This is a genomic window from Candidatus Neomarinimicrobiota bacterium, from assembly GCA_012964825.1.
Classification (GTDB): Bacteria; Fidelibacterota; Marinisomatia; order Marinisomatales; family S15-B10; genus UBA2125.
In genome coordinates this window covers 1-23,203 of record DTTI01000082.1, presented here as the reverse complement: position 1 = coordinate 23,203, position 23,203 = coordinate 1, and the positions used below count along the sequence as shown (strand labels likewise).

General features: G+C 47.3%; 21 protein-coding genes. All 21 read left to right on the top strand.

What is annotated here, in order from left to right; translation table 11 throughout:
- Positions 1-57 precede the first annotated feature (57 nt).
- Positions 58-1,374, top strand: coding sequence for a UDP-glucose/GDP-mannose dehydrogenase family protein (locus tag EYO21_08915; protein ID HIB03923.1), 1,317 nt, complete (start codon positions 58-60; stop codon positions 1,372-1,374).
- Complete coding sequence (locus EYO21_08910; protein HIB03922.1) at positions 1,371-1,853, top strand: spore coat protein; 483 nt, start codon at positions 1,371-1,373, stop codon at positions 1,851-1,853. The genes EYO21_08915 and EYO21_08910 overlap by 4 nt, the downstream gene beginning before the upstream one ends.
- A complete protein-coding gene (gene rfbB / locus EYO21_08905; GenBank protein ID HIB03921.1) occupies positions 1,850-2,869 on the top strand; it encodes a dTDP-glucose 4,6-dehydratase in 1,020 nt (339 codons plus the stop codon). Before EYO21_08910 ends, rfbB begins: the two co-directional genes overlap by 4 nt.
- Positions 2,745-3,899 carry a hypothetical protein gene (locus EYO21_08900; protein HIB03920.1) on the top strand — a complete coding sequence of 385 codons (1,155 nt, stop codon included), beginning with the start codon at positions 2,745-2,747 and terminating at the stop codon, positions 3,897-3,899. The genes rfbB and EYO21_08900 overlap by 125 nt, the downstream gene beginning before the upstream one ends.
- On the top strand, positions 3,899-5,332 hold the full coding sequence (locus tag EYO21_08895) for a hypothetical protein (protein ID HIB03919.1): 1,434 nt from the start codon (positions 3,899-3,901) through the stop codon (positions 5,330-5,332). Before EYO21_08900 ends, EYO21_08895 begins: the two co-directional genes overlap by 1 nt.
- The gene (locus EYO21_08890; protein HIB03918.1) at positions 5,319-6,707 is read left to right on the top strand and encodes an O-antigen ligase domain-containing protein; all 1,389 of its coding nucleotides are present in this window, start codon (positions 5,319-5,321) and stop codon (positions 6,705-6,707) included. The genes EYO21_08895 and EYO21_08890 overlap by 14 nt, the downstream gene beginning before the upstream one ends.
- Positions 6,688-8,118 (top strand): hypothetical protein, encoded by a 1,431-nt coding sequence (locus EYO21_08885; protein ID HIB03917.1) that lies wholly within the window; start codon positions 6,688-6,690, stop codon positions 8,116-8,118. Before EYO21_08890 ends, EYO21_08885 begins: the two co-directional genes overlap by 20 nt.
- On the top strand, positions 8,115-9,308 hold the full coding sequence (locus EYO21_08880; protein HIB03916.1) for a glycosyltransferase family 1 protein: 1,194 nt from the start codon (positions 8,115-8,117) through the stop codon (positions 9,306-9,308). Before EYO21_08885 ends, EYO21_08880 begins: the two co-directional genes overlap by 4 nt.
- Before the next feature lie 85 nt (positions 9,309-9,393).
- Positions 9,394-10,395, top strand: coding sequence for a glycosyltransferase family 2 protein (locus EYO21_08875; protein HIB03915.1), 1,002 nt, complete (start codon positions 9,394-9,396; stop codon positions 10,393-10,395).
- 94 nt (positions 10,396-10,489) lie between these two features.
- On the top strand, positions 10,490-11,083 hold the full coding sequence (locus EYO21_08870; protein HIB03914.1) for an N-acetyltransferase: 594 nt from the start codon (positions 10,490-10,492) through the stop codon (positions 11,081-11,083).
- The gene (locus tag EYO21_08865) at positions 11,083-12,192 is read left to right on the top strand and encodes a DegT/DnrJ/EryC1/StrS family aminotransferase (GenBank protein ID HIB03913.1); all 1,110 of its coding nucleotides are present in this window, start codon (positions 11,083-11,085) and stop codon (positions 12,190-12,192) included. The genes EYO21_08870 and EYO21_08865 overlap by 1 nt, the downstream gene beginning before the upstream one ends.
- The gene (locus tag EYO21_08860; protein ID HIB03912.1) at positions 12,189-13,229 is read left to right on the top strand and encodes a hypothetical protein; all 1,041 of its coding nucleotides are present in this window, start codon (positions 12,189-12,191) and stop codon (positions 13,227-13,229) included. The genes EYO21_08865 and EYO21_08860 overlap by 4 nt, the downstream gene beginning before the upstream one ends.
- A gap of 209 nt (positions 13,230-13,438) precedes the next feature.
- A complete protein-coding gene (locus EYO21_08855; protein HIB03911.1) occupies positions 13,439-14,848 on the top strand; it encodes a sugar transferase in 1,410 nt (469 codons plus the stop codon).
- Between the two features lie 65 nt (positions 14,849-14,913).
- The gene (locus tag EYO21_08850) at positions 14,914-16,545 is read left to right on the top strand and encodes a hypothetical protein (protein ID HIB03910.1); all 1,632 of its coding nucleotides are present in this window, start codon (positions 14,914-14,916) and stop codon (positions 16,543-16,545) included.
- On the top strand, positions 16,458-17,684 hold the full coding sequence (locus tag EYO21_08845) for a glycosyltransferase (GenBank protein HIB03909.1): 1,227 nt from the start codon (positions 16,458-16,460) through the stop codon (positions 17,682-17,684). The genes EYO21_08850 and EYO21_08845 overlap by 88 nt, the downstream gene beginning before the upstream one ends.
- A gap of 80 nt (positions 17,685-17,764) precedes the next feature.
- Complete coding sequence (serS, locus tag EYO21_08840) at positions 17,765-19,027, top strand: serine--tRNA ligase (GenBank protein HIB03908.1); 1,263 nt, start codon at positions 17,765-17,767, stop codon at positions 19,025-19,027.
- A 4-nt stretch (positions 19,028-19,031) separates the two neighbouring features.
- Complete coding sequence (locus tag EYO21_08835) at positions 19,032-19,766, top strand: 1-acyl-sn-glycerol-3-phosphate acyltransferase (GenBank protein ID HIB03907.1); 735 nt, start codon at positions 19,032-19,034, stop codon at positions 19,764-19,766.
- A gap of 108 nt (positions 19,767-19,874) precedes the next feature.
- Entirely contained in the window at positions 19,875-20,342 is a 468-nt protein-coding gene (gene rfaE2, locus EYO21_08830; protein ID HIB03906.1) for a D-glycero-beta-D-manno-heptose 1-phosphate adenylyltransferase, read from the top strand.
- Positions 20,343-20,407: 65 nt separating this feature from the next.
- On the top strand, positions 20,408-22,222 hold the full coding sequence (locus EYO21_08825; protein ID HIB03905.1) for a LysM peptidoglycan-binding domain-containing protein: 1,815 nt from the start codon (positions 20,408-20,410) through the stop codon (positions 22,220-22,222).
- 39 nt (positions 22,223-22,261) lie between these two features.
- Positions 22,262-22,549, top strand: coding sequence for an integration host factor subunit beta (locus tag EYO21_08820; protein ID HIB03904.1), 288 nt, complete (start codon positions 22,262-22,264; stop codon positions 22,547-22,549).
- 134 nt (positions 22,550-22,683) lie between these two features.
- Positions 22,684-23,203 (top strand): S1/P1 Nuclease (locus EYO21_08815; protein HIB03903.1); only part of this gene is annotated, 520 nt, incomplete at its 3' end.

The window sequence follows — 23,203 nt, the reverse complement described above, 5'->3', positions numbered from 1 at the left end:
GTTTGTCATTCCACAGTTGATGTCATATTTTCCCGCCATTATTAGCGGATACCTGCAATGAAAAAGATTACAGTGATTGGCACGGGCTACGTTGGGCTGGTAAGCGGATCAGGATTGGCAGACTTCGGTAATTATGTTACCTGTGTCGATGTGAACGATGAGCGAATTAACTTACTCTCTTCCGGGCACATTCCATTCTTTGAGCCCGGGCTCAAAGAAATTGTAGGGAGAAATATGGCTGCGGACCGTCTCTGTTTCAGTACAGATGTGAGCGGGGCCATTTCACAGGCCGATGTCATATTCATTGCTGTCTGGACCCCTATGGATGGTGACGGCAGTGCGGATCTTTCCGCGGTAAAGGATGTTTCCAAAACAATTGGTGAGAACATCAATTCCTATACCCTCATTGCTACCAAGAGCACAGTTCCTATCGGGACAAGAGAGATAATTAATTCGATCATTTCTGAACATGCGCCGCAAAACTCCACATTTGACGTTGTGTCGAATCCAGAATTTCTCAGAGAGGGTTCCGCCGTACGCGATTTTCTTCTCCCTAACCGTGTTATCATCGGTACAGATTCAGAACAGGCTGTCGAACTCATGCGTGAGATATATCGACCGCTATTCTTAAATGAAACGCCATTTGTTTTTACAGATATTCCAACAGCTGAGACAATAAAATATGCATCAAATGCTTTTTTGGCTGTGAAGGTTTCCTACATCAATGAATTGGCTAATCTTTGTGATGCTACCGGTGCTGATATTCATGTAGTGGCGAGAGCCATGGGTCTGGATGGACGAATCAGCCCCAAGTTTCTCCATCCCGGTCCTGGTTTTGGTGGTTCCTGTTTCCCGAAAGATACGAGGGCGCTCATTCATTCAGCTGAGATAAAAGGTGTGGAACTTAAAGTTGTGAAGGCAGCCGCCGATGCCAATGAAGCCCAGATTGATGTTATTATCAAGAAGTTGGAGCGGCTGGCCGGTGGCTCATTGAAAGGTAAAAGAGTGGCTGTTATGGGGCTCGCGTTTAAGGCGAATACGGACGATATCCGGGAATCGCGGGCTGTTGCGATGGTAGACTATCTTCTATCCAGGGAAGCTGAAGTGGCTGTGTATGATCCGGCCGCCATGAGTAACATGAAACTGTTGTATCCGGACTTGGATTATGCCGATTCTGTTGAATCGGCTGTAAAGGGAGCTTCAGCAGCTTTGGTGATGACGGACTGGAACGAATTCAGGGGCCTGGATTTGGCACATATTGGTGAATTGATGAAGAAAAAAGTGATTGTTGATGCAAAGAATTTGCTGAGCCGTGAACAGCTTGCGGAGAATGGATTTGCATTTGAAGGGGTGGGGCGTCCCTACAACGGATGAAGATTGAAGGTGTAGTTGTTAAGGAGTTGGCGGTCCATCAGGACATTCCTGATACGGACGAGAACGTCGCTAAGCCAGGTTTTCTCATGGAAGTGCTGAGAGATGACGACGACCTTCTTCGCAAGTTTGGTCAGTGCACTTTTACAGTGGCTTACAAGGATACCATCAAAGCTTTTCACTGGCACAAAAAGCAGGACGACTTGTGGTTTGTGGCGTCCGGGAAAGCGCACATTGTTCTTCACGATTTAAGGCAAGAGTCCCCAACATGCGGCACCACTGAAACAGTTACGGCGGGAGAAGGTGACTATAAGTTGATCGTAATCCCCGTTGGTGTCGCCCACGGATACAAAGTGGTGAGTGAAGAGCCGGTGCTCCTTTTTTACCACACTACCGAAAGTTACGATCCGGGTAACCCCGATGAGGAGAGGATGCCGTACAACGATCCAGTCATTGGTTTTGACTGGGAGTCAATTGCATGAAAATATACCTGGTTACCGGCGGCTCAGGCTTTATCGGGAGCAATTTCGTCCGCTATATGCTTCAGAATGATCCCGATTGCCACGTCTTAAACCTGGACAAGCTCACCTACGCCGGGAATCCGGCGAATCTGAGCGATATTGAACTGGATGACAGGTACACTTTTATTCATGGTGATATCTGTGATAGAAATGTAGTTTGGGATATCTTTCGGAAACATTCGCCTCAGGTGCTCATCAACTTTGCTGCGGAGACCCACGTAGACCGTTCCATCGGTTCCCCGGATGATTTTATCAAAACAGATGTATTTGGTGTCTTTACCTTGCTTGAAGCTTCGAAGGAATTCGGTGTTGATCTCTTTCTTCAGATCAGCACCGATGAGGTTTACGGAAGCATTGCAGAGGGGAGTTTCAGCGAGGGTGATCCCTTGCTGCCCAGCAGTCCCTATTCGGCTAGCAAGGCAGGAGGAGACCGGCTTGCCTATTCGTATTACGTCACCTACAATCTTCCTGTTATTATCACTCGCGCCAGCAACAATTATGGTCCGTTCCAGTACCCTGAGAAACTTATCTCACTCTTTGTTACCAACGCTCTCGAGGATAGACATTTGCCTGTCTACGGTGATGGGAAAAACGTTCGTGACTGGCTCTATGTGTCAGATCACTGTTCTGCCATTCATTTTATCATTGAAAACGGCGAATTGGGAGAAGTCTACAATGTAGGTGGGGGCAACGAACTTCAGAATATCCATATCACTCATCAGATACTGGAACTGCTGGGTAAATCCACCGATCTTATCAAATTTGTGGAAGATCGGAAAGGACACGATTTGCGATACTCTCTAGACTGTTCAAAACTTAATCAGCTTGGTTGGATGCCGAAGCACAGCTTTGATGAGGCGTTGGCTGAAACCATCCAGTGGTACCAGTCCAATGAGGCGTGGTGGGTACCCATCAAATCCGGAGAGTTCAGAGAATATTACAAAACTCACTACAACGTGGCCTATGAAAGTGAATAAGTACTCTTTAACACTTCTGGTACAGATCGGTTGTCTGTTTGGGCAGGCCAATCAACAGATGCTTCTACCACCCACGGGCACGGAACCGCAGACGCCCATTCTCTACCGAGAATACGATACAGTTCCCATTGCTCTGGAGCAACCCATTGATCCAGAAAACTATTTTTTGGGTCCCGGTGACCGTCTAAGAATCAATATCAGTGGCGGTGTGTTCGAAGAGCCCATCACGGGCGAATGGGCCCTAGAAAACATCGACAATTACATTTTAGTGGACCCCACCGGGAATCTCATCATTCCACGTTTTGGCTCACTCAATGTTCTGGGGATGACCCTGGCGGATTTGCAAGATGAAGTTTCGCGACGGGCAAAAGACCAAATTTATGAAGAAGCTCTGGTGGCTGTGAATCTCATCCGCGTGCGGACATTCCGGATTCTCGCTTACGGTGCTGTCAACCAGCCCGGGTTTATCACTGTAACGCCTGTCACCAGACTGTTCGACTGCCTGCGCTACGCTAAAGGTGTCCACAAGTACGCCCACAGTGATCTTGTTTATCTGATTCGAGATGGAGAACGTACTTCCATCGATCTGAAAACTTTTTTGATGGAGGGTAATCTTCAAAGTAATCCGGTGGTTAGAGAAGGAGACCGGATTTATGTTCCCTTCAATGACGAAATGGCGACCCAGGCCAGAGTCTTCACAGAATACAACAATAATGAGGTCATTGTTACCGGGTTTGTCCGGTCACCACGGCGGTTGACGCATATTCCTGGTTATAGCGCTCGGGATTACATCGCTATGGCTGGAGGTATCCTTGATATCGGTAATGAGTCCGGATGCAGGATCATTCGGGCCGATGGCTCACAACTGCGACGTGCTCTTGATGAAATTGTGAAGCCCGGCGATATAATAGATGTACCAGAAGCTGCTAAGAGTAAACTTTTTAAAAATATGGGTGCCATTCAGTCACTCACCAGTTTGGCCAGTCTTATCCTTGCCTGGATGGCTATTGATCGAACCACCCCGGATTGATGCTTAATCTCACAAAACACGAACGAAAGGTATACGATTTGATCCAACAGTATCCTGAGATACTAACCGATCGCGATGTACGCGGCAATATTGCGGTGCAAAACGGCATGACGGAAAAGACACTACGCAATCGAATTGGTGAACTGCGCCGTTTCGGGCTTGTGACCAAGGATGGACCTTCCAACGGATCAGCTACTCAGACTGATGAATATGAGAACATTTTGCTTCTTTGGAAAAGAAGGAAATTCATTACAAAAAATGTTATCTGGGTTGGTTTGGCTTCAGTAATTATTTCGCTTTTCCTTCCCAAATGGTATGCCTCTCAGGCAGTGATTCTTTCATCGGGCGCGGGCAGATTTAGCCTCATTTCGGCATTTGCGGACCTTCCTCTCAATGAATTCGGTTTTTCGCCTGTAAATGAGGATATCACCAGTTTTATCTCCATCCTTGATAGCCGCAGTATGAAAGAGCAGATGGTAGAGAAATTCAATCTTATTGAACGATACGGTTCCAGAGACGTAGAGTACGCAATGAAAGAACTGGAAGGGAACACTGAACTTCGTGTCACAGATGAAGGTGCCCTTGCTATCACACTTATGGATAGGGAACCTGAAGTTTCTCAGCAAATGGTTCAGGCGATGCTGAGCCAACTGGATCTCATCAATCGGCGGTTGAGCCGGGAACAGGGTAAATACAACCGCCAATTCATCGAGGAGCGCCTCAAGCAAACTAAGATAGATATAATGAAGGCTGAGGAAGAGTTAAAACTATTCCAGCAGCAAACTGGTGTTGTTGATATTCTCGCTCAGGTCACTGCTCAACTAGAGGCCTATGGTCAACTATACTCGCAGAAAGTAGCTGCTCATGGCGGTGTTTATTCTCAAGAACTGCAGGCTTACACTGAACTTTACGCTCAAAGAGCTGGAACAGAAATCCAACTCAATGTGGCTAAATCTACGCTCTCACAGAATAATCCAACCATCAGACAGCTTACAATTCTTTTAAAAGAACAAAATCGTCAATTGGAAACATTGGCTGAACAGCTTGATTCTGAACTTGGAGTAATGCTTCAGGATGTTGACGAGAGACTAGGTAGCGTGGGATTTAATGATGGCTCAGCTCCCATCTGGATTACTTTATCAGACTTTCCAGCTTTAGCCATGCAGAGTGCCAGATTTATACGGGAAGTGGAGGTTCAGAGTAAATTGCTAGAGATTCTGGTTCCCCAATATGAGCAGGCGAGGATGGAGGAGAGCAAAAACATTCCTACTCTCCAAGTCATTGATGAACCAAAGGTTCCCTTGAATAAAGAAAAGCCTAAAAGAATATTCATTGTTCTTGGAGCAGTTTTTATGGCTGCCATATTCTCTTCCGGATATGTTCTTGTTGAATATCACACCCGTGATCTGAGAAAAAGGCTTGGTTCCGTTTAGAACCGCTCCTTTCACATTGGGTCTTCTTGGGCTCATCTTAATTCAGATTATCACATTTTATCTGGGCATCGCATTCCACCCAGCGATGTTTTTTCTGATTCCCATTCTTGTTCTGGCAACTGTTTGGTTGATTCAGCGCCCTGAATTCACTCTCCTTATGATTGGTTTTACAAGCATTATTAAAGGGTTCATGCAGGAGCAATTTCCCATTTTTGAGACTCTGGATCTTACTCTCTTGTTGATAATTATTCTTTGGACCGGTCTTGCCAAAATTGCATTCACAGGCAAATGGGGATTACCTGAGTGGACCAGAGATATTCTCATTCTGTTTGCTCTCTTTTGTGGTATGGTGTTTTTTTCCGGATTCTATACACCATCACCTGTTTCCGGGTGGCTAAAAATCGGACGGTTTCTGATTTTCGCATCATCCATGTTTGTAGCACCATTCGTCTTCCTAAGGAATATATCAGATTCTATCAGGATGCTTAACTATTTCAAATTTCTTTCAGCTACGATTCTCGTTGCCATGCTCATTAACCTCTTGCTCATTGCAACATCTGGCGGTTTGTTCACCTATCTTGTGCGGGCATCACTGCTGGGAGCTAATCCCATTGCTGTAAGTCGCAGCCTGGCTGTCATCGCCGCCATGGTGACGGTGATTGGTATCCGCCGGGAAGGTTGGAAACGACTGACCGCCCTAGTTTTTTTGGCCTTGATTTTATTGGCCATTGTTTCCACTGGGTCCCGTGGACCGTTGGCCAGCTTTTTTGCCGGGATCATTCTATTTATGCTCATGTTCGAATCGTCTGTTTACAGGTCACGCTTGGTTCTTGTAGGTGGCATTTCAATTATGATTGTGTTTGGACTGCTGTTTGTCTTGCCCGAAAGTTTGACAACGCGGTTTATGCAGATCACTCAGGGAGATGTTATTGTTACAGCAGGAGGTGTGGAGCGGGTTAGCACCATCGCCACACGACTGAATTTCTGGAGTATATCACTAAAGGAATGGCTCAGCAGTCCATCCAACTTTCTTTTTGGCATGGGTGCCGGTGGATTTAGCTCTTTTTTTGTTTGGCGTGACTTTAGGTGGTACCCTCACAATATTTTCTTTGAAGTTCTGATCGAACAGGGTTTTGTGGGGTTCATTCTGCTGGTCATGATGATTGCTGTTGCTGTGCATTATCTTCTGAAGGTGCGAAAAGCAGGCATGCTGTCGGAGCACTCCTCTGTCTGGGTGGCTGCCACGCTGGTCATCTTTTTTTCAGCTCAGTTCTCCGGCGATATCAATGATAATCGTATCTTGCTCATGTTCCTTGCTATTGCCCTCTCCTCAATACATCTCGACCGAAGATTCCATGAGTCCGTCTCTGCTTGAAAAAAGGCTGAGCCTCAAGGCTGATTTTCTTGTTACCGGATTGAACGGGATCGGTACCGTTGTAGGCATATTTATCGTTAGCGGATATCTTGCCCGTACGTTGGGTCTGGATGCACTGGGTGAATACCTTCTTGTGAGGAGAATCGTTACGGCTTTGCTGGGCGTTCTTCTTCTTGGTATGAATGTGGCTCTTCCAACCTTTCTGGCGAGAAATGAGGGTAGGGGTTATGGTGATGCAGCGTTTTCTGTCTTTCTGCTGGGGACCCTACCGCTCATTGTTTTATTGACTTTAGTGATTACCGAAGGTTTCATTGTATGTGACCGGGCGGTTCCTTACATGGTCTATGGTGTAGGTTTCTGTGCACTCACCCTTGCCTATGCTCTCTACAGGGGCCACTTGAACATGATTGGCGCGAACCTGCTCCAGTTCACGGCCGGGACGGTGGTCTCGCTGGTGGCGGTTGTGGCAGCGCAATCAATTGGCCAACTTTTTATCATGATCGGTTTCCCCATGATCATCCTTTCATTTAGTGCTTTTTTAGTCAGGAATGGGGGAGTAAATCCAAAAAAGATCACGAAAGACAACTCCGGTGAAATGCTCATTTTTGGAGTGGTTCGTATTCCCGGTTTCATTTTCCAATTCTTTCTTCTGGCAGGTGTTCCCCTTCTGTCACTTTCTTACCTTAGTTTAACTGATCAGGCATTCCTCAACGCCGGTATAAGTCTGGTGCGTGTTTTCCTCGTTTTGGTGGGTCCTCTGGGCATCATTCTGCTGCCTAGAATTTCTCATGCTGTTAGTGGGGGTATTGATGACCGCCTCAGGTCTAATCTTTCTCTCCTTGTTCGGGCCACCTTCTATTACGGAATGCTTACAGGCTTTGTATTAAGTCAATTAAGTAGTGAAATTCTTATCATCTGGCTTGGAGAGGTGACTGATCGAGCCGCCGGTGCTGCCACCGTTTTACTAATCTCTGTTCCGTTTTTCGTTCTTTCTGCCGTTCTCAGGAGCCCTATTGATGCAGGTGCTCAGCGTGGCTATAATTCTCTCATCTATGGTGCCGGTGCGATTGCCATGGCAGGATCATTTTATCTTTCTATAGTTACGAACAACGATCCATTCATATCGGCGGCCGTAGCGTTTCTGATAGGACAGACCGTCAGTGGCATGGGGAGCTTTATCGTAGCCCGGAAACTATTTAACTTGAAGGTGTTCGAGCTGCAATTTGTTGCTTCCGCAGTTGTCACTCTGTCTGTCACTGCCGGCGTGCTCATGGTTCTGGCGAGAATGACAAGCGGCACCATTACGGTGGCGACATCGCTTTTTTCCCTCGGCGTTGTCACCTTTTTGCACTTCTTTTTTTCCAGGGAAGCGTGGGTCAAAACGCTCCGGAACGCCGTGGGTGTTAAGTGAACCAACTTCATAACGATGATGTGAATTCCGGTGAACCAGCGGATAAACCGAAGATTCTCCTCGCTTCGTCACTCCACCGGTGGAATGATGTTCGGATTTTTCATAAAGAGGCCTGCTCTCTTGCTGTCAAGTATGATGTGACTGTCATGGGTGTGGCCTCAGAGAGCATCTCTAATGCCGGTGAAATCAGAATCTTGACACTTCCACGTCCAACATCATTGTTGCGACGTTTTTTCAATGGGTGTAAAATCCTCGGAGAAGGCCTAAGTGGCGGGTACTCCATCTTTCATTTCCACGATCCAGAACTGCTGTGGGTAGGCTTCGTGGTGAAACTGTTTAGAATCAAAATCATCTATGATGTTCATGAAAACACCCGGGCTGCAGCACAAATCCGGGAGTGGATACCACAGCTGTTAAGGAGAGTCTTGGGCGGTCTGGTCCACGCATTTGAGCTTTTTGGACATTGGGTATTCAACGGCGTAATCTTGGCGGAAGATTCTTACTTCCACAATTTCCCGATAAATGATAAAACCGTTGCTGTCCGGAACTATGTACGGGTTGATAACTCACCGTTGCATCTCCGGAATCAGAGTAAGAGGATATTATATGCCGGTTCGGTAACGGTGGCCCGCGGCATCGGCGATCTGCTGGATGCTGTGGCCATACTCCAGAGGGAAGACCCTGAAATAGGGGCAACCATCATCGGTAGTGGTCCGGCCGATGACAAAACAGGGTTGGAAAAGTTGACGAGTCAACTGTCGGATCCCACATCGGTAGAGTTTGTTGGCTATGTTGATTTTGGAAAGCTGAAAAAATTTGCCCTGGATTGCCACCTTGCGGTAGTGCCGCTTCGTCGTACGAAAAATTATGAGCGTTCCATACCAACAAAAATCCTAGATTACATGAATTGGGGCCTTCCTTATGTTTACAGTCGTCTGCAGCTTACAGAGGAACTTTTTGGCGGAGAGTCAGGCGGTATCGGTTTCGAACCCGGGGATGTGGACGGTTTGACAAAATGTCTCAGACTTTTGCTTAACGATGACTCTCTTTGTCATCAACTCAGAGAGGAGGGAAGAGCCAAAGTTCGCCAGTTCGACTGGAAAAGCGAGGAGAAGACACTCCTTAGACTATATGACCGTGTTTTGGGAACAAGTGAGGGTGTAATTCATTCTGTTGTGCCTGAAGTTTGAAAAGGTAAATTTGGGCCGGTCTCCATATTTAGTCCAAAAGATGAACATTATCCCGCCGGAATAGCCTTTTCCCTATACATGTATTATGAGTGAAACAACCGTATCTTTCGTCATCCCCATGCGTAATGAAGAGAAATATATAGGCAAATGCCTCGACTCTCTCTTGGCGCAGGAGTGGGACGGCGGCCACCTTGAGGTGGTTGTGGTTAACGGAGAATCTGAGGACGGTTCAAAACAGATTGTTGAGAGCATGATGCCCACATTTCCCCGACTTAAATTGCTGGATAATCCCCGCCGCATTACGCCGGTCTCTCTCAACATGGGTGTAAAAGCTGCCACCGGCGATGTAATCATTATTCTTGGTGCCCACAGCTATGTGGACAAAGATTTTGTCTCGAAAAATCTTCATTTTCTTGACACCATGGCCGTTGACTGTGTGGGTGGATCCATCGCCCCTGTGGGAGATACCTATCAGGGTGAAGCCATTGCTCTCGCCATGAGTTCGCCCATAGGCGTGGGGAACGCCTTTTATCGCTACTCGAAAGTCCAGCGCCTGGTGGATACAGTTCAGTATGGTGCTTACAGAAGGGAAATATTTTACAGAATAGGCTACTTTGATGAAGAGTTGGTGAGGAACCAGGATTTTGAGCTTAACCACCGGATTGTGAGGACGGGCGGAAGAATTCTATTGGCTCCTCAGGTCCACGGCTATTACGTGGTTAGAAGTTCAATACCCAAGTTGTTCAAGCAGTACTTCGATTACGGATTTTGGAAAACAAAGGTCATTTCTAAAGAGGTAAGCGCATTCCGGTTGCGATACCAGATCCCTCCCATCTTCATTGTAACGCTTGCTGTAACAGGACTCTTGGGTTTCTTCATCCCCATGATGTGGTCGCTCTTTCAGGGAATAGTGATCCTTTACGCCGGTTTGGTCCTTTTTACCAGCCTCAGGATCAGTCTAAACAGCGGCCTAAAATATCTGCCTGTTTTACCTTTTGCTTTTATCACATTGCATTTTGGTTTTGGTCTGGGACTAATCACATCCTGGATTCAGAGGTTGATAAAAAAGGGTAACGGTTATAACTAATGAAGCTGCAATTCATGCTGCAAATTATTAACTCAAATCAGCAAAAAAGGGTGATGTAACTTTTAGCATCTGACCAGAGGATTTTTTGACACATATGACCAAATATCCTGGTGTTCAGCTGGGTGAAAATGTTACAGTCGAAGATTACGTCATCATTGGTAAACCATCGGCAGGAAAGAAGCCGGGTGATCGGGAAACGGTTATTGGCGACAGGACACTGATTCGATCTCATACAGTTATCTACATGGGCAATGTTGTGGGAACCAACTGCCAGACAGGCCACCACGTTCTTATCCGGGAAGATAACATCATAGGTGATTCAGTCAGTATTGGTAGCCACTCTATTGTTGAACATCACGTTACCATTGAAGACGATGTTCGCATTCATTCTCAGGCTTTCATCCCGGAATTTTCAATATTGAAAAAAGGGTGCTGGATCGGTCCCAATGCTGTGCTCACCAATGCGCGGTACCCACAGTCACCCCGGGCTAAAGAGAATTTGGAAGGGCCTACTATCGGTGAAGGCGCCAAAATTGGTGCCAATGCCACCATCCTTCCGGGGGTAAGAATTGGTGAAAATGCTCTGGTAGGTGCAGGTGCTGTGGTAACAAAAGATGTGGCTCCTGGTACGGTGGTTGCGGGTAATCCTGCTGTTGTAATTAATGAAATTTCGGAGTTGAACACCTGATGGATATCCCTCTCGCAGATTTAAAGGTCCAATACACCACAATTAAACGGGAAGTTGATGATGCCATCCAGAGCGTTATTGAAGAGACTGCTTTTGTTAAGGGTCATTATGTCAAAACGTTTGAGGATTCATTTGCGAAAAAGAACGGGGTAAACCACTGTATTGGTGTTGCCAATGGAACCGACGCCATTTATATCTCCCTGAGGGCGCTGGAGATTGGTCAGGGTGATGAAGTGATTACCACAGCTTTCAGCTGGATATCTACCGCCGAGACCATTCAGCAAACAGGGGCCACCCCGGTATTTGTGGACATACATCCTGACACCTACAACATCGATGTTTCGAAAATCGAAGAAAGAATTACTTCAAAGACAAAGGCTATTCTACCTGTACATCTCTACGGTCAACCGGCCGATATGGCTCTCCTCATGAAAATCTGTAGCAATCACGGGATAAAACTTATTGAGGATTCGGCACAGGCACACTTTGCCGAATATAAAGGCCAGATGGTAGGCAACTTCGGGGATGCGGCCACATTCAGTTTTTATCCTGGGAAGAACCTGGGTGCCTACGGAGATGGTGGTGCCGTGGTTACCAATGACGATAAGCTGGCTGAAACCATACGCCGTATTGCCAATCATGGTGCTCTGGGAAAACACGATCACAAAATCGGCGGTATCAACAGCAGACTGGATGGTATTCAGGCGGTGATACTCTCTGTGAAACTTAAATATATTGACCAATGGAATGATGACCGATTAAACAATGCAAAGGTCTATAATGAAACTCTTTCAAGCGTAGGCGATATTGAGACGCCGGGGATTCATCCGGATGTGAAACATATTTTCCATGTTTACACCATCCGGACAGACCGACGGGACCTATTGCGTGAATATTTGTCGGAAAATGGGATAAGCACGGGGATTTACTATCCTGTGGCCCTGCCTTTCTTACCTCCTTTTAAAGAACTGGGCTACACCTCCAAAAAATTGCCAGTTGCATCTAATTATCAAAACAGAATACTTTCACTTCCCATGTATCCCGAACTGACCGAAGGTCAGATCCAGCATGTATGTGATCTGATAAAAGCCTTTTTCCAGAAAAGATGAAATGCCGGCCGAATCTCTCGCTTCTTGTCGGGTTTGGCTTGGTCTGTTTTCTCACTACTTCTTGTGACGACCCCACCAGATCGGTCAACTCTAATCCTGGCCGCATTATCGAGCCTGGTTTCCAGTACCGGGTGGAGTTCGACAATCCTGTGGACTCGTTGGCTTCAGGTCAATTATTTGAAGGTATATCGAATCTTGCTGTGTCGCCTATGGAGCCCATGTATCAAAAGCCTCTCATTATCAAGGCAGATGATTTGCTGGCAAGGATTTCGCCGAACTGGCGTTCCTTCATTCGTTGGGCCGATAGTCACTCTTACGCTCTAAGCCTGGGACTAATCTGTAATTCACTTGCTGGTGCCCCAGCCGCAGATCTGAAGTATCTAAGGAATCTTAACCGATGGCAGAACGAACTTTGGCTTCACGGTTGGGATCATGAAGTCGGAAACAATGTAGCTGAGTTTGCTGGCCACTCCCTGGCGTATCAGACGACTCATTTAAAAGAGTCCATCAGGTGGACGGAAGCAAAACTTGGGTTGGAACTCCGGACTTTCGGACCGCCGGGCAACCGGTTCGATTCATTTACATCGGCCGCCTTCTTGGCCAATCCTCAGTTAAAGGTGTGGTTTCACAACGACGATTCTCTGAACCTTCCCTACGTGATCAAGATCAGATGGATTGCTGAATCTTCAACGGGTGTGCTGCGTCCCTTTGATCAGTTTCGTGAAGAACTCCGCCGAAACTCGGATGATGATGTCATTATTCTCCAAGTTCACCCCGCAGGGTGGGAAGAGAGCGATTTGAGGCAGTTCCAGGAAATGGTTGACTACGCTCTTGAGACTTTCGATCTGCGGTTGACTACACCCTACGCCTATTATACATGGCGTTACGATAAGGCCAATCCCGTTGTGGAGAAAGTGTCCGAGACTGAATACATCATTGACTGCACTTCTCTTTTATACCCACACAAGCTAGAATTGGTGGCTGAACCGGCATATTTTACCCGTTTGAATCCATCTGGGAAAATTCTTGACGAGTAACTTATGTCCCACTAAATTGAGGCAAATAGAAGGAGAAAATCATCGAATTAGACTGCTAAAGGTTTAGAACATAAAAATAGATTAGTTCAATTTGACTCAGTCAACCTTTAGCCGATGACAGCTCTCCGAGAAATTTATCCGAATGTGATCCAGCGCATTCGGTTTTTTATATCCAGACCATACATTTCCTTCAAAAGGCTGAAATCTTAATGCCATCCATCAATTTCAGAAGGAACTATAAATACTGGGTAGTGGTAGCTGTTCTCCTAACCACAGATTTCCTGTCGGGGCTTTTCGCTTTTTCCCGCACAGTGTCCAAGACCCTGGAGGCGCAATTTTTTACCTCCAATGAAATCTGGGCTATTTTCTTGGTGACTCAGTTTGTATGGACAGGGTTTTTCTATGCAAACGGTAGGTATCGTGCGGACCCCACCATTTCTCGTTTCCGTGAGATTCAATCTCTTCTCAGGATTACACTCACATCAGTCGTCGTAGTTATACTTTTTAATGAAATATTTCCAGGGATCCTGGCGGTTGAAAGCGCACGTATTCTTACCTACTGGTTCTATTTAGTGGCCTGTCTGTGTATCGGAAGAATGGTTATAAGAGTGATTCAGAAAGCGTTAATGGCGAGAGGGTACGGAAAGAAGAATACAATAATAATAGGCATAGACTCTAGAGCACACGATATTGCGGAGCATCTCGCTGCTGAGTCTACTGGTCACAATCTTATCGGTTTCGTAAAGCCTGGTGGAAACGATGCTAGTAAACCCAATGGACCAACTGATCTTCCTGTACTTGGATCCCTGAATGAAATTCGTCCAATCATTGAAGACCATCATGTGAATGAGGTTGTCATCGCACTGGAAAAACCGGATCACAGCAAGTTGCTTGATATTTTGACCAGATCCAACGGCGCCCCTGTGTCCCTCAGGATCATCCCAGACATGTACGAAGTGATCAGCGGACTGGCAAAAACAGAGGAGTTGTACGGATTGCCTTTGGTGAACATCAATCCGGAGATTCTCACAATCCAGCAACGGTTTGTCAAGCGGCTCACTGATTTAGCTGTTTCTCTATTTGTAATTGTGCCGCTGTTTCCCGTTTGGTTAATTGTTTCCCTGGCGATCAAGATAGAATCGAGAGGACCTGTACTTTACAGGCAGGAGAGAGTGGGCCAGAACGGAAACGTATTTATGATCAACAAATTCCGGTCCATGGTGCAGGAAGCAGAGACTATGACCGGGCCCATCTGGGCGAAACAGGAGGACCCACGCATAACCAATGTTGGCCAGTTCCTCAGACGATTCCGATTGGATGAAGTTCCTCAGTTCATTAATGTACTTATTGGGGATATGAGCGTGGTGGGCCCTCGGCCCGAGCGGCCCTATTTTGTGCAGAAACTGATGGAGGAGTTCCCTTATTATTACCGCCGCCACCGGATCCGCACCGGGATTACAGGGTGGGCTCAAATCAAGCACTCCTACGATTCTTCTCTTGCGGATGTGCGGCAGAAGCTGAAGTACGATTTCTTCTATATCGAGAACACGAGTTTCTCTCTCGATCTCCTAATCATGTTGCGCACGGTCCTTGTCATGATCTCGGGCAAGGGCCATTAAGAGCCCATCCGGGCAGTCCAAATCTCTGTTTGAAATACGCTGGAAGCGGTTATAGTTTTTATTCAATGAGTAGAGTCCCACTAGACAGGTATGTCTCCGTCGAGGCGGTGGTCCGTTTCGTCAGAATAGTGATTTCTTCATCGGCTGTGTCGTTCCCACTTCTCTACAGTCAGGTGCTGATGATTTCTTCCCAGGCACATGTCTATGATGTTGAAAGAAATAGTATTCTCCGTGGGAGAACTGACAGCTACTTATCTCTCCGGTACCGACATGAATGGCGCAATGCCAGCCGTGGAGGCAATGATCTCATGACCACTTCACTTGGGGATAAGCGTCTTCGGAATGACCGTTTCAAGATTTACCCTGAGCTGTCGGCGAGAGCATACCTAGATGGTGGGCATCTTCAGCCGGAAGGTCTCTATATAGATGTGGCGCCCACTGTCACCGCATCGGGGCGTTACAACCTTTCTTCTGACAGGAGTTTCAGCATTACGGGGTGGTCTAGATTAGAGAAACATTCTGTAGTGGCATCTGAGGAGTTTGATGTCCGGGTATCGGCGGGGCGACCCCTTCTGCACTCAGACTTTAGTTGGGACCAGGCTGTGGGATATAGCGATTTGCCCAGCTCAGACAATTCATGGATTGAGTACCGCCTGGGAGATGGTGGGGTCATTATCAATTATCCCGGAGGAGATGTGACTTTTGCCAAGAGTGCGCCCATCTGGTCATCGGGTTACTCGGGGCAGTTGTGGTTTTCGGATAAAACTTCTAGCTTTACATTCTTAAGCTTCCGTCATCAACTATCCGAGCGATGGTCATTCGCCTTTTTGCACGGCTCACTGAATTCCACTATTCTCGATTCCACATATTCCAGCTACTATCCAAAAGGAGGCGGACTCCCCCTCATTAAGAAACAAATTGCCGTTCATCGTCTTGACTTTACTCCATTCGAAAATATGAGGATCGGTTTTGGCGAATCTGTGATTTACGGCGGCCGCGGTTTGGAGACAGCCTACGCGCTCCCCTTCGTTCCATACTGGACGGCTCAGGCCGATCTTAGCAATTCAGACAACCTGCAAATTGTGCTAGACTGGGAAGTGATTAAGAGGCATTTAGGGAGATTCTACGGGACTCTCTATCTCGATGAGTGGGACCTTGTGGACACGTTTAACAGAGATTCAAGCAGGAACTGGGCGGCTCTCCAGACAGGCCTTACGGTGAATCTCGACCAGTTTCTCCCGTGGAAGCCTCTACTGCGAATGGAATGGACTCACCTCACTCCATACGTCTACGTTCACCGCAGTGAGGTGAATACATTTGAGCACTTCGGCGCCCCTCTGGGCCACTGGATTGGACCCAACGGTGAAGGTCTATTTTTATCTCTGGAAGGGCGACCTAAGGATCAGGTTTGGGTTCAGGCTTATACAACACTCTCCCGGCGGGGTGAAGTGGACGAAGAGAGCCTGAACAGTCAATACCGGCATGAGAAAGTTTCTTTCTTATACCGGACCTATGAAGGTGAGGCCGAACAGCGGACACTGTTTGGTATCAGGGGAGAGTGGTCCTTCAACAGTTGGGCGAGGGTCAGGTTTGATTTTTTCAGCAGCAACTGGAGTCAGTACTTGGCCACCGATTCAGCCACCCGATCGGACATACAAAAAGTGGATGCCACTCTGCAGATCGTTATTGGTCTGTGATCTTTCTCTTCACCACAACCGCTGCCCTCTATTTTTTCTTTTTGGTCTGGCTTCGAGCTGGATTATCTAATGAACAACCGAAAAGTAGTAACCTTCCCACGGCCTCCGTGGTGGTGGCGGCCAGAAATGAAGAGGTCGTTATTGGGAAACTGCTGGAAAGTCTGCTGGCACAAGAATATTCCGGGGAGAGATTGGAATTCATCATCGTTGATGATCACTCCAATGACGACACGGCAGAAGTTGTGAGAAATTTTGCGGCGAGAGATGAACGGCTCCGCCTAGTGACAGCGGTGGAGATGCCACCGGGTGTGGCGCCAAAAAAGTGGGCGCTGCATCTGGGGGCAAAGGCGTCGAAAGGTGAAATACTTCTCATGACAGATGCGGACTGTACTATGGGCCCAAACTGGGTTCGGGAAATGTTAACCCCTTTTTCCCGGGAGAGTGTGGGTATGGTGCTGGGGTCAAGCCCTTTGGGGCGAGGGGATTCTTTGTGGGAGAGGATCGTAAGAGTTGATTCAGTGGGGCTGGACGCATTGATGGCGGCGGGAGCGTGCCGACAGTTCCCTCTCACTGCTAGCGGTCGAAATTTGGCTGTCCGGCGACGTGCGTTTGATGAGGCCGGCGGTTACGAAAAATTTCGGGCGTTTATTTCTGGTGATGATGACCTAATGATGCATCTCATTACCAAGAATGGTTGGACTGTTTTGCCGTGCTTTTCAGCAGGTTCAGAGGTGGAGAGTCCATCGCCAGATGGGTTCATGGCGTTCATCCAACAGCGGTTGCGGTTTGCCTCCAAAGGAAAGGCTTACTACAGGCTCGACTTTGTGGATCGACGGTTCAGGCTTGCTTTGGCTCTCATCTATGTTGCCAATGTTGCAGTCATGGCGGGACAGATTATTTTCCTCATCGATTTTTCATCCCATTGGCTTCTGCCGTGGTTTATTAAAATGATTGCGGATGGTCTTCTCATCACTACTTATCTTTCCAAAATTGAGAGACCTTTCGATGTGTCCGTCTTTTTGCTGAATGAAGTTTGGCACGGTCTCTATGTGGCGGTTTTGGGTGCTTTAGGGTCATTCGTGAAGATCCGCTGGAAAGGGCGGCATAGCCAATCACAGCTCACCACCGCCGGCCAGTGATACTGCCGGGAACCGATGGAAATTTCGGAGAGCGGGTCGTAATTTCCCGTCGAGAAAAGAGCTGGTAAAATTTAATTAATATGATTTCACTGAAAGAGATCAGAGAAGATCCAGAACGCATCAGTCGAGCCGCTGCTGCGAAGGGGGAATCCATACAGATGGAGAAACTCCTGGAGCTTGACAACAAATCGCGAGAGCTGATTCAGGAAGTGGAAGAGAAGAAGGCGGAGAGGAACAGGGTCAGTGAAAAAATCGCCCGGCTGAAGCGGGAGGGAAACGATGCAGACGGTCTCATCAGTGAGATGCGGGAACTTTCTTCAAAGATTCAAGAGGGAGACTTTGAGCTGGCATCATTGCAAGAGCAGCTTGACAAGCTACTGAGGTGGGTGCCTAACGTTCCTCACGAATCCGTACCTGTAGGTGATGATGAGTCCGCCAATGAGTTGGTACGAACCTGGGGTGAGGAACCGTCATTCGACTTTATACCTCTGAATCACACCGATCTGGCCGAGTCACTGGAATTGTTTGATTTCACAAGAGCCGCAAAAATTTCCGGTTCAGGATTTCCCTTATACACTAAATCTGGAGCACGTCTGGAGCGGGCTCTCATCAACTTTATGCTGGAACATCAACTCGGGCGCGGTTACAGTGAGGTGATGACACCCTTCATGGCGCTGGAATCTGCTACGGAGGCCACGGGGCAGCTGCCGAAACTGGAAGAAGATATGTATCGTGTGGAGAATAATGGTCTGTACCTTATCCCAACTGCAGAAGTTCCTATTACCAATATTCACCGGGAGGAGATTCTTGACAGCTCTGACCTACCCATCCGTTATGTGGCCTATTCACCCTGTTTCCGACGGGAGGCTGGTTCATACGGCAAGGAGACTCGGGGGCTGCTACGGGTTCACCAGTTCAACAAAGTGGAGATGGTGAAATTTGTCAATCCTGACAGATCTTATGATGAATTGGAATCATTGACGGCTGATGCGGAATCTGTACTTCAGGCACTGGGTCTTCACTATCGTGTCGTTTCGCTGTGTACTGGTGATCTTAGTTTCGCGGCGGCAAAGTGTTACGATCTTGAAGTGTGGGCCCCGGGTGAAAAACGGTGGCTGGAAGTCTCCAGTTGTAGCAATTTTGTGTCTTTCCAGGCGCGGAGGGCGGAGATCCGTTTTCGGGACAAGGATGGAAAAGTACGACATGTTCACACTTTGAATGGCTCCGGCGTGGCCACACCAAGATTGATGATTGCACTGTTGGAAACCTATCAAACCGATGAAGGGACGGTTACAATCCCCGAATCTCTTCAATCTTATTTTGGGGATTCAGTCCTGAAATAAGAAAATGGTGTTCCGGCGAGTCTTTTTCCTGGCAAACTCTTTTTTCTGGACAGTTTTCCTCGGTACAGTTGTCATTATTTCGGGTCTCGCTGACTTTAGGGGACATTTTACTGGATGGATTACAAGGGTCTATTGTAAAATTCTGCTGGCATCCAGCGGTGTTAAGTACAAGGTGGTGGGCCTCGACAGGCTGGATCGAAACAGTCACTATATTTTTGCATCAAACCACGAAAGTGCGTTTGATATTCCACTGATTTTTGGTGGCTTGCCGTTTCATATTGTTTCCATCGCCAAAAGGGAGTTGATAAAAATACCTATTTTCGGCTGGGCCATGGTGGCGGCCAGGCACATTATTATTGACCGCAATAACAGGACGAAAGCGAGGAAATCGCTGGAAAAAGCGAAAGCATCGTTGGACTTCAATCCTCGTTCTGTGATCATTTTCCCTGAAGGGACTAGGAGTGAGGATGGTGAAATACATCAGTTCAAAAAAGGGGGGCTTGCCATAGCCATTGACTTGGGGATGGACGTGGTACCGCTAGCTGTTTGTGGTACTAGAGATGTTCTGGAAAAGCGGTCTCTTGCCCTGCGATCTGGCGAGGTGGAACTCCGGGTGGGAGACCCGATTCCGGTTGTCCAATGGAAAGAACGTCCGAAAGGCGAGTTTGCCGAAACTGTGAGGGAGTGTGTGGTGGCCATGAAGCGTGACTGGGCCAGTGAGAGGGTGACACCATCGTAGGAAGCCGTGGCAGCGTGATGTATCAATCTGTAATGAGAACACCACTTTTTTCCGCCAGTGAGGAGCGGACGTGTATCACCTGGGCTTCTGCGGAACTTTGCCGCTGAGATGACACAGCTTAACCGTGAAGAGACTGCAAGGCGGGCCACTGAGGCCCATCACGCCGGTGAAATTGTTGTCTTTACTAATGGATGTTTTGATCTTTTGCACAAAGGACACGTTGCCCTTCTGGAAGCAGCGACGCGCGAAGGGGATCTTCTTATTGTTGGATTAAACAGCGACGATTCTGTACGCCGCCTTAAAGGAGAGGGGCGGCCTGTTCAACTGCAGGCGGAAAGAGCTGAAGCTCTTCTAAAAGTTGAGGCGGTTGATGTTGTAACAATTTTCAGTGAAGATACACCACTGAAGCTCATTGAAAACATCAAGCCGGATGTACTGGTGAAAGGTGAAGATTACAGTAGCGAAGAAATTGTAGGTGCGGACATTGTCCTTTCGAGAGGTGGCGAAGTTGTGAGAGTGCCCCTTTTAGATGGTGTCTGTACAACCCAAATCATTAAGGAGCGGGTGGGCAAGTAAAGTGCTGAAAGAACTTGACTGCTCCTCGGTTAAACGCCTAAGTTCCCCGCTGGTTTACCCAGGAAATGATGTATCTTAAACAATACCTTAAGTTAGAGGAGCATATTATACTTCTCTCCATTCTGCTTCTCACTACTGTGCTTTTTGCTCAACAGGGAAGTGCCAAGTCGGAGAACGGTTCCCATATTGATAATGAAGATTTTGTTAATGTAAACGGAAACGAGAACCGGTTTCCTCTCATACTGTCGGATGCCAAAAGTCTTTTTTCGGAAGCGATCATTGCAGATCATCATGGTGACTCTCTGGAAGTGCTCTATGTGCTCGATAAGATCGTGGAGTTGTTAATGGAAGCGGAACAACTTGGTGATATGTCTGAAGATGATCAAGAGGAGTTCAGCCGTTTCGAAGAAACACTCATACACACTTACCAGAATAACTTCATCACTATTGACGAGACTAGTGCTTCCATTGCCACCGCCAGCCTGAAAGAGGAACTATCCCGCTATCTTGACCCGATAGAGATTGAAATAAACGGTGCATCTTTTAAGGTGATTGATGACCGAGAAGGCCATATGCCCCTGGTGATGAACAGTCGTGTTGAGCGTGCTATTAGCTTTTTCCAGACAGACGGACGACAGAGTTTCGAAAGGTGGTTAGCGCGTTACCCGGTTTATGAATCAGTCATCAAAGAAATCCTTGATAAAAACGAACTTCCTGAAGAGTTGATATACCATGCAATGGTGGAGAGTGGATTAAATCCCAGGGCTTATTCCCGTGCTCATGCTGCGGGAATGTGGCAGTTTATCAGTTCCACGGCCAAGCTTTATGGTCTTGAGCGGACGTGGTGGGTGGATGAGCGCCGGGATCCCATTCGCGCCACCGATGCAGCAGCCAAATATTTAAAAGACCTCTACATTGAATTTGATGACTGGTATCTAGCACTGGCGGCCTACAATGCAGGTGCTGGTAGGATCAATCGCGCCATTCGCCTTCATCAGACGAGAGATTTTTGGAGTCTAAACTCTCTTCCCAAGGAGACAAAAAATCATGTTCCTACAGTACTGGCAACTGCCATTATTGCTACAGATCCATTAGAGTATGGATTCGAAGAACCTACTGGCTCACCTTTCAATTATGATCAGGTAACAGTTGAGAGAAGTGCCGATCTTGCCGTTCTTGCCAAATGTGCTGGTATTAAGCTCAATGAGCTCCGGGAATACAATCCGGAACTGCGCCAACATGCGACCCCACCGGACGAATCTTATGTTCTGAAAATTCCGGCCGGGAAACGGGAAACATTTCTTGCCGCTTTTACCTCTTTAAACGATGAACAGCGGTTTGCTCCTCAATACATGGTTCATGTCGTTCAGCGTGGAAACAACCTCAGCTGGATCGCAAAGAAATATGGTGTTTCCATAAACCAAATTGCATCATTTAATAAAATAAAGAATTATCACCGCCTCCGCATCGGGCAGAAACTGACGATCCCCGTTTCCGGAGCTTCCTCTGGACCGGTACTGGTAGCTGGTACACCGCCTAATACTGTAGCCTATGTAGTACGTAAAGGCGATACTCTTGGTCATATTGCCATGAGATACGGTTCATCGGCAAGGCGGATCCGTCAACTGAATGGCCTGAGGTACGGCACCTATATATTGCCGGGCCAGAAACTGAAAGTACCAGTGAGAGAGGGGAATCAGGTGACCAGTGCTAGCAAATATGTTAAAGAGATATATACAGTGAGAACAGGTGACACTCTCAGTCATATCGCTGATCGGTACCGTGTGGGGATGTCCAAGCTTCGTCAGTGGAACAGTATCAAAGACAATGACTTTATTATACCTGGACAGAAAATTGTGATTTATGTGAGGCAGGGATGAGCCAGAGGAGATGAAATGAATAAGATTGAAGGTAAGACAGTGACCAAAGCAGATATTGTAGATAGGGTCTCCAGTGCCACAGGATTGACCAAAGTGGAGACAGAAACAGTTATGAACGGTATCATGAATACCATTACCTCAGCATTGGAAAATGGCAGGCGCGTTGAATTGCGTGGTTTCGGTACTTTTGGAGTCAAAAAGCGGGATCCCCGCAAAGCGCGAAATCCGGGGACGGGAGAAACGGTTTATCTCCCCGAGCGATACGTCCCGACGTTTAAACCGTCCGGTTTGCTTCGGAAAAATGTAAACAAAGCTTTAACGGAGTAATAGTCTATGCCCTGTGGGAAAAAACGGAAAAAGCGAAAGATTTCCACGCACAAGCGTAAGAAGCGTCTTCGCCAGAACAGACACAAGAAAAAGGTCAGTTAGACTAGGGTGCCGAACTGGGCCTGCGGTTAACGTTGAAACTGAGGCTTCTTCTCCTCTTTCTATATATAATGACCCACCAGTGGGCCTACGGGTGGGGCTATACAGCACACAGGCTCATTAACAGGGAAGCTGTTAACCTTCTTAATTTTCCCTTGGGTGAATTTTTCAGCGGCCACATAAATTATATTTCAGAACATGCGGTGGATCCTGATCTGTGGAAGATAGATAAAGAAAATCATCCCAACGAATCTCCCGGCCACTTCATCGATGCTGATCTGTTTGATGACCATCCGTTTAAAAAGATTCCCCGGAAGTGGGAGGATGTTGTTAATAAATACGGAGAAAAAAAACTGGATAGCTGGGGCACGGCGCCATGGAGAATCGAAGAATATTATTACCGACTGGTGAGACAATTTCGTGATGGGGAGTGGATTAAGGCGCGCCTCACAGCCGCCGCTTTAGGGCACTACGTGTCGGATATCCATGTGCCATTTCATACCTGTGAAAACTATAACGGACAACTCACGGGAAATAAGGGTGTTCACAAAAGAT

What these genes read in the sequence shown, in the direction of transcription:
- EYO21_08900 (HIB03920.1), top strand. Translation starts at nt 2,745, where the DNA reads ATGAGGCGTTGGCTGAAACCATCCAGTGGTACCAGTCCAATGAGGCGT.
- EYO21_08870 (HIB03914.1), top strand. Translation starts at nt 10,490, where the DNA reads ATGACCAAATATCCTGGTGTTCAGCTGGGTGAAAATGTTACAGTCGAA.
- serS (HIB03908.1), top strand. Translation starts at nt 17,765, where the DNA reads ATGATTTCACTGAAAGAGATCAGAGAAGATCCAGAACGCATCAGTCGA.
- EYO21_08855 (HIB03911.1), top strand. Translation starts at nt 13,439, where the DNA reads ATGCCATCCATCAATTTCAGAAGGAACTATAAATACTGGGTAGTGGTA.
- EYO21_08850 (HIB03910.1), top strand. Translation starts at nt 14,914, where the DNA reads ATGAGTAGAGTCCCACTAGACAGGTATGTCTCCGTCGAGGCGGTGGTC.
- EYO21_08860 (HIB03912.1), top strand. Translation starts at nt 12,189, where the DNA reads ATGAAATGCCGGCCGAATCTCTCGCTTCTTGTCGGGTTTGGCTTGGTC.
- EYO21_08915 (HIB03923.1), top strand. Translation starts at nt 58, where the DNA reads ATGAAAAAGATTACAGTGATTGGCACGGGCTACGTTGGGCTGGTAAGC.
- EYO21_08835 (HIB03907.1), top strand. Translation starts at nt 19,032, where the DNA reads ATGGTGTTCCGGCGAGTCTTTTTCCTGGCAAACTCTTTTTTCTGGACA.
- EYO21_08825 (HIB03905.1), top strand. Translation starts at nt 20,408, where the DNA reads ATGATGTATCTTAAACAATACCTTAAGTTAGAGGAGCATATTATACTT.
- EYO21_08865 (HIB03913.1), top strand. Translation starts at nt 11,083, where the DNA reads ATGGATATCCCTCTCGCAGATTTAAAGGTCCAATACACCACAATTAAA.
- EYO21_08910 (HIB03922.1), top strand. Translation starts at nt 1,371, where the DNA reads ATGAAGATTGAAGGTGTAGTTGTTAAGGAGTTGGCGGTCCATCAGGAC.
- rfbB (HIB03921.1), top strand. Translation starts at nt 1,850, where the DNA reads ATGAAAATATACCTGGTTACCGGCGGCTCAGGCTTTATCGGGAGCAAT.
- EYO21_08895 (HIB03919.1), top strand. Translation starts at nt 3,899, where the DNA reads ATGCTTAATCTCACAAAACACGAACGAAAGGTATACGATTTGATCCAA.
- rfaE2 (HIB03906.1), top strand. Translation starts at nt 19,875, where the DNA reads ATGACACAGCTTAACCGTGAAGAGACTGCAAGGCGGGCCACTGAGGCC.
- EYO21_08885 (HIB03917.1), top strand. Translation starts at nt 6,688, where the DNA reads ATGAGTCCGTCTCTGCTTGAAAAAAGGCTGAGCCTCAAGGCTGATTTT.
- EYO21_08875 (HIB03915.1), top strand. Translation starts at nt 9,394, where the DNA reads ATGAGTGAAACAACCGTATCTTTCGTCATCCCCATGCGTAATGAAGAG.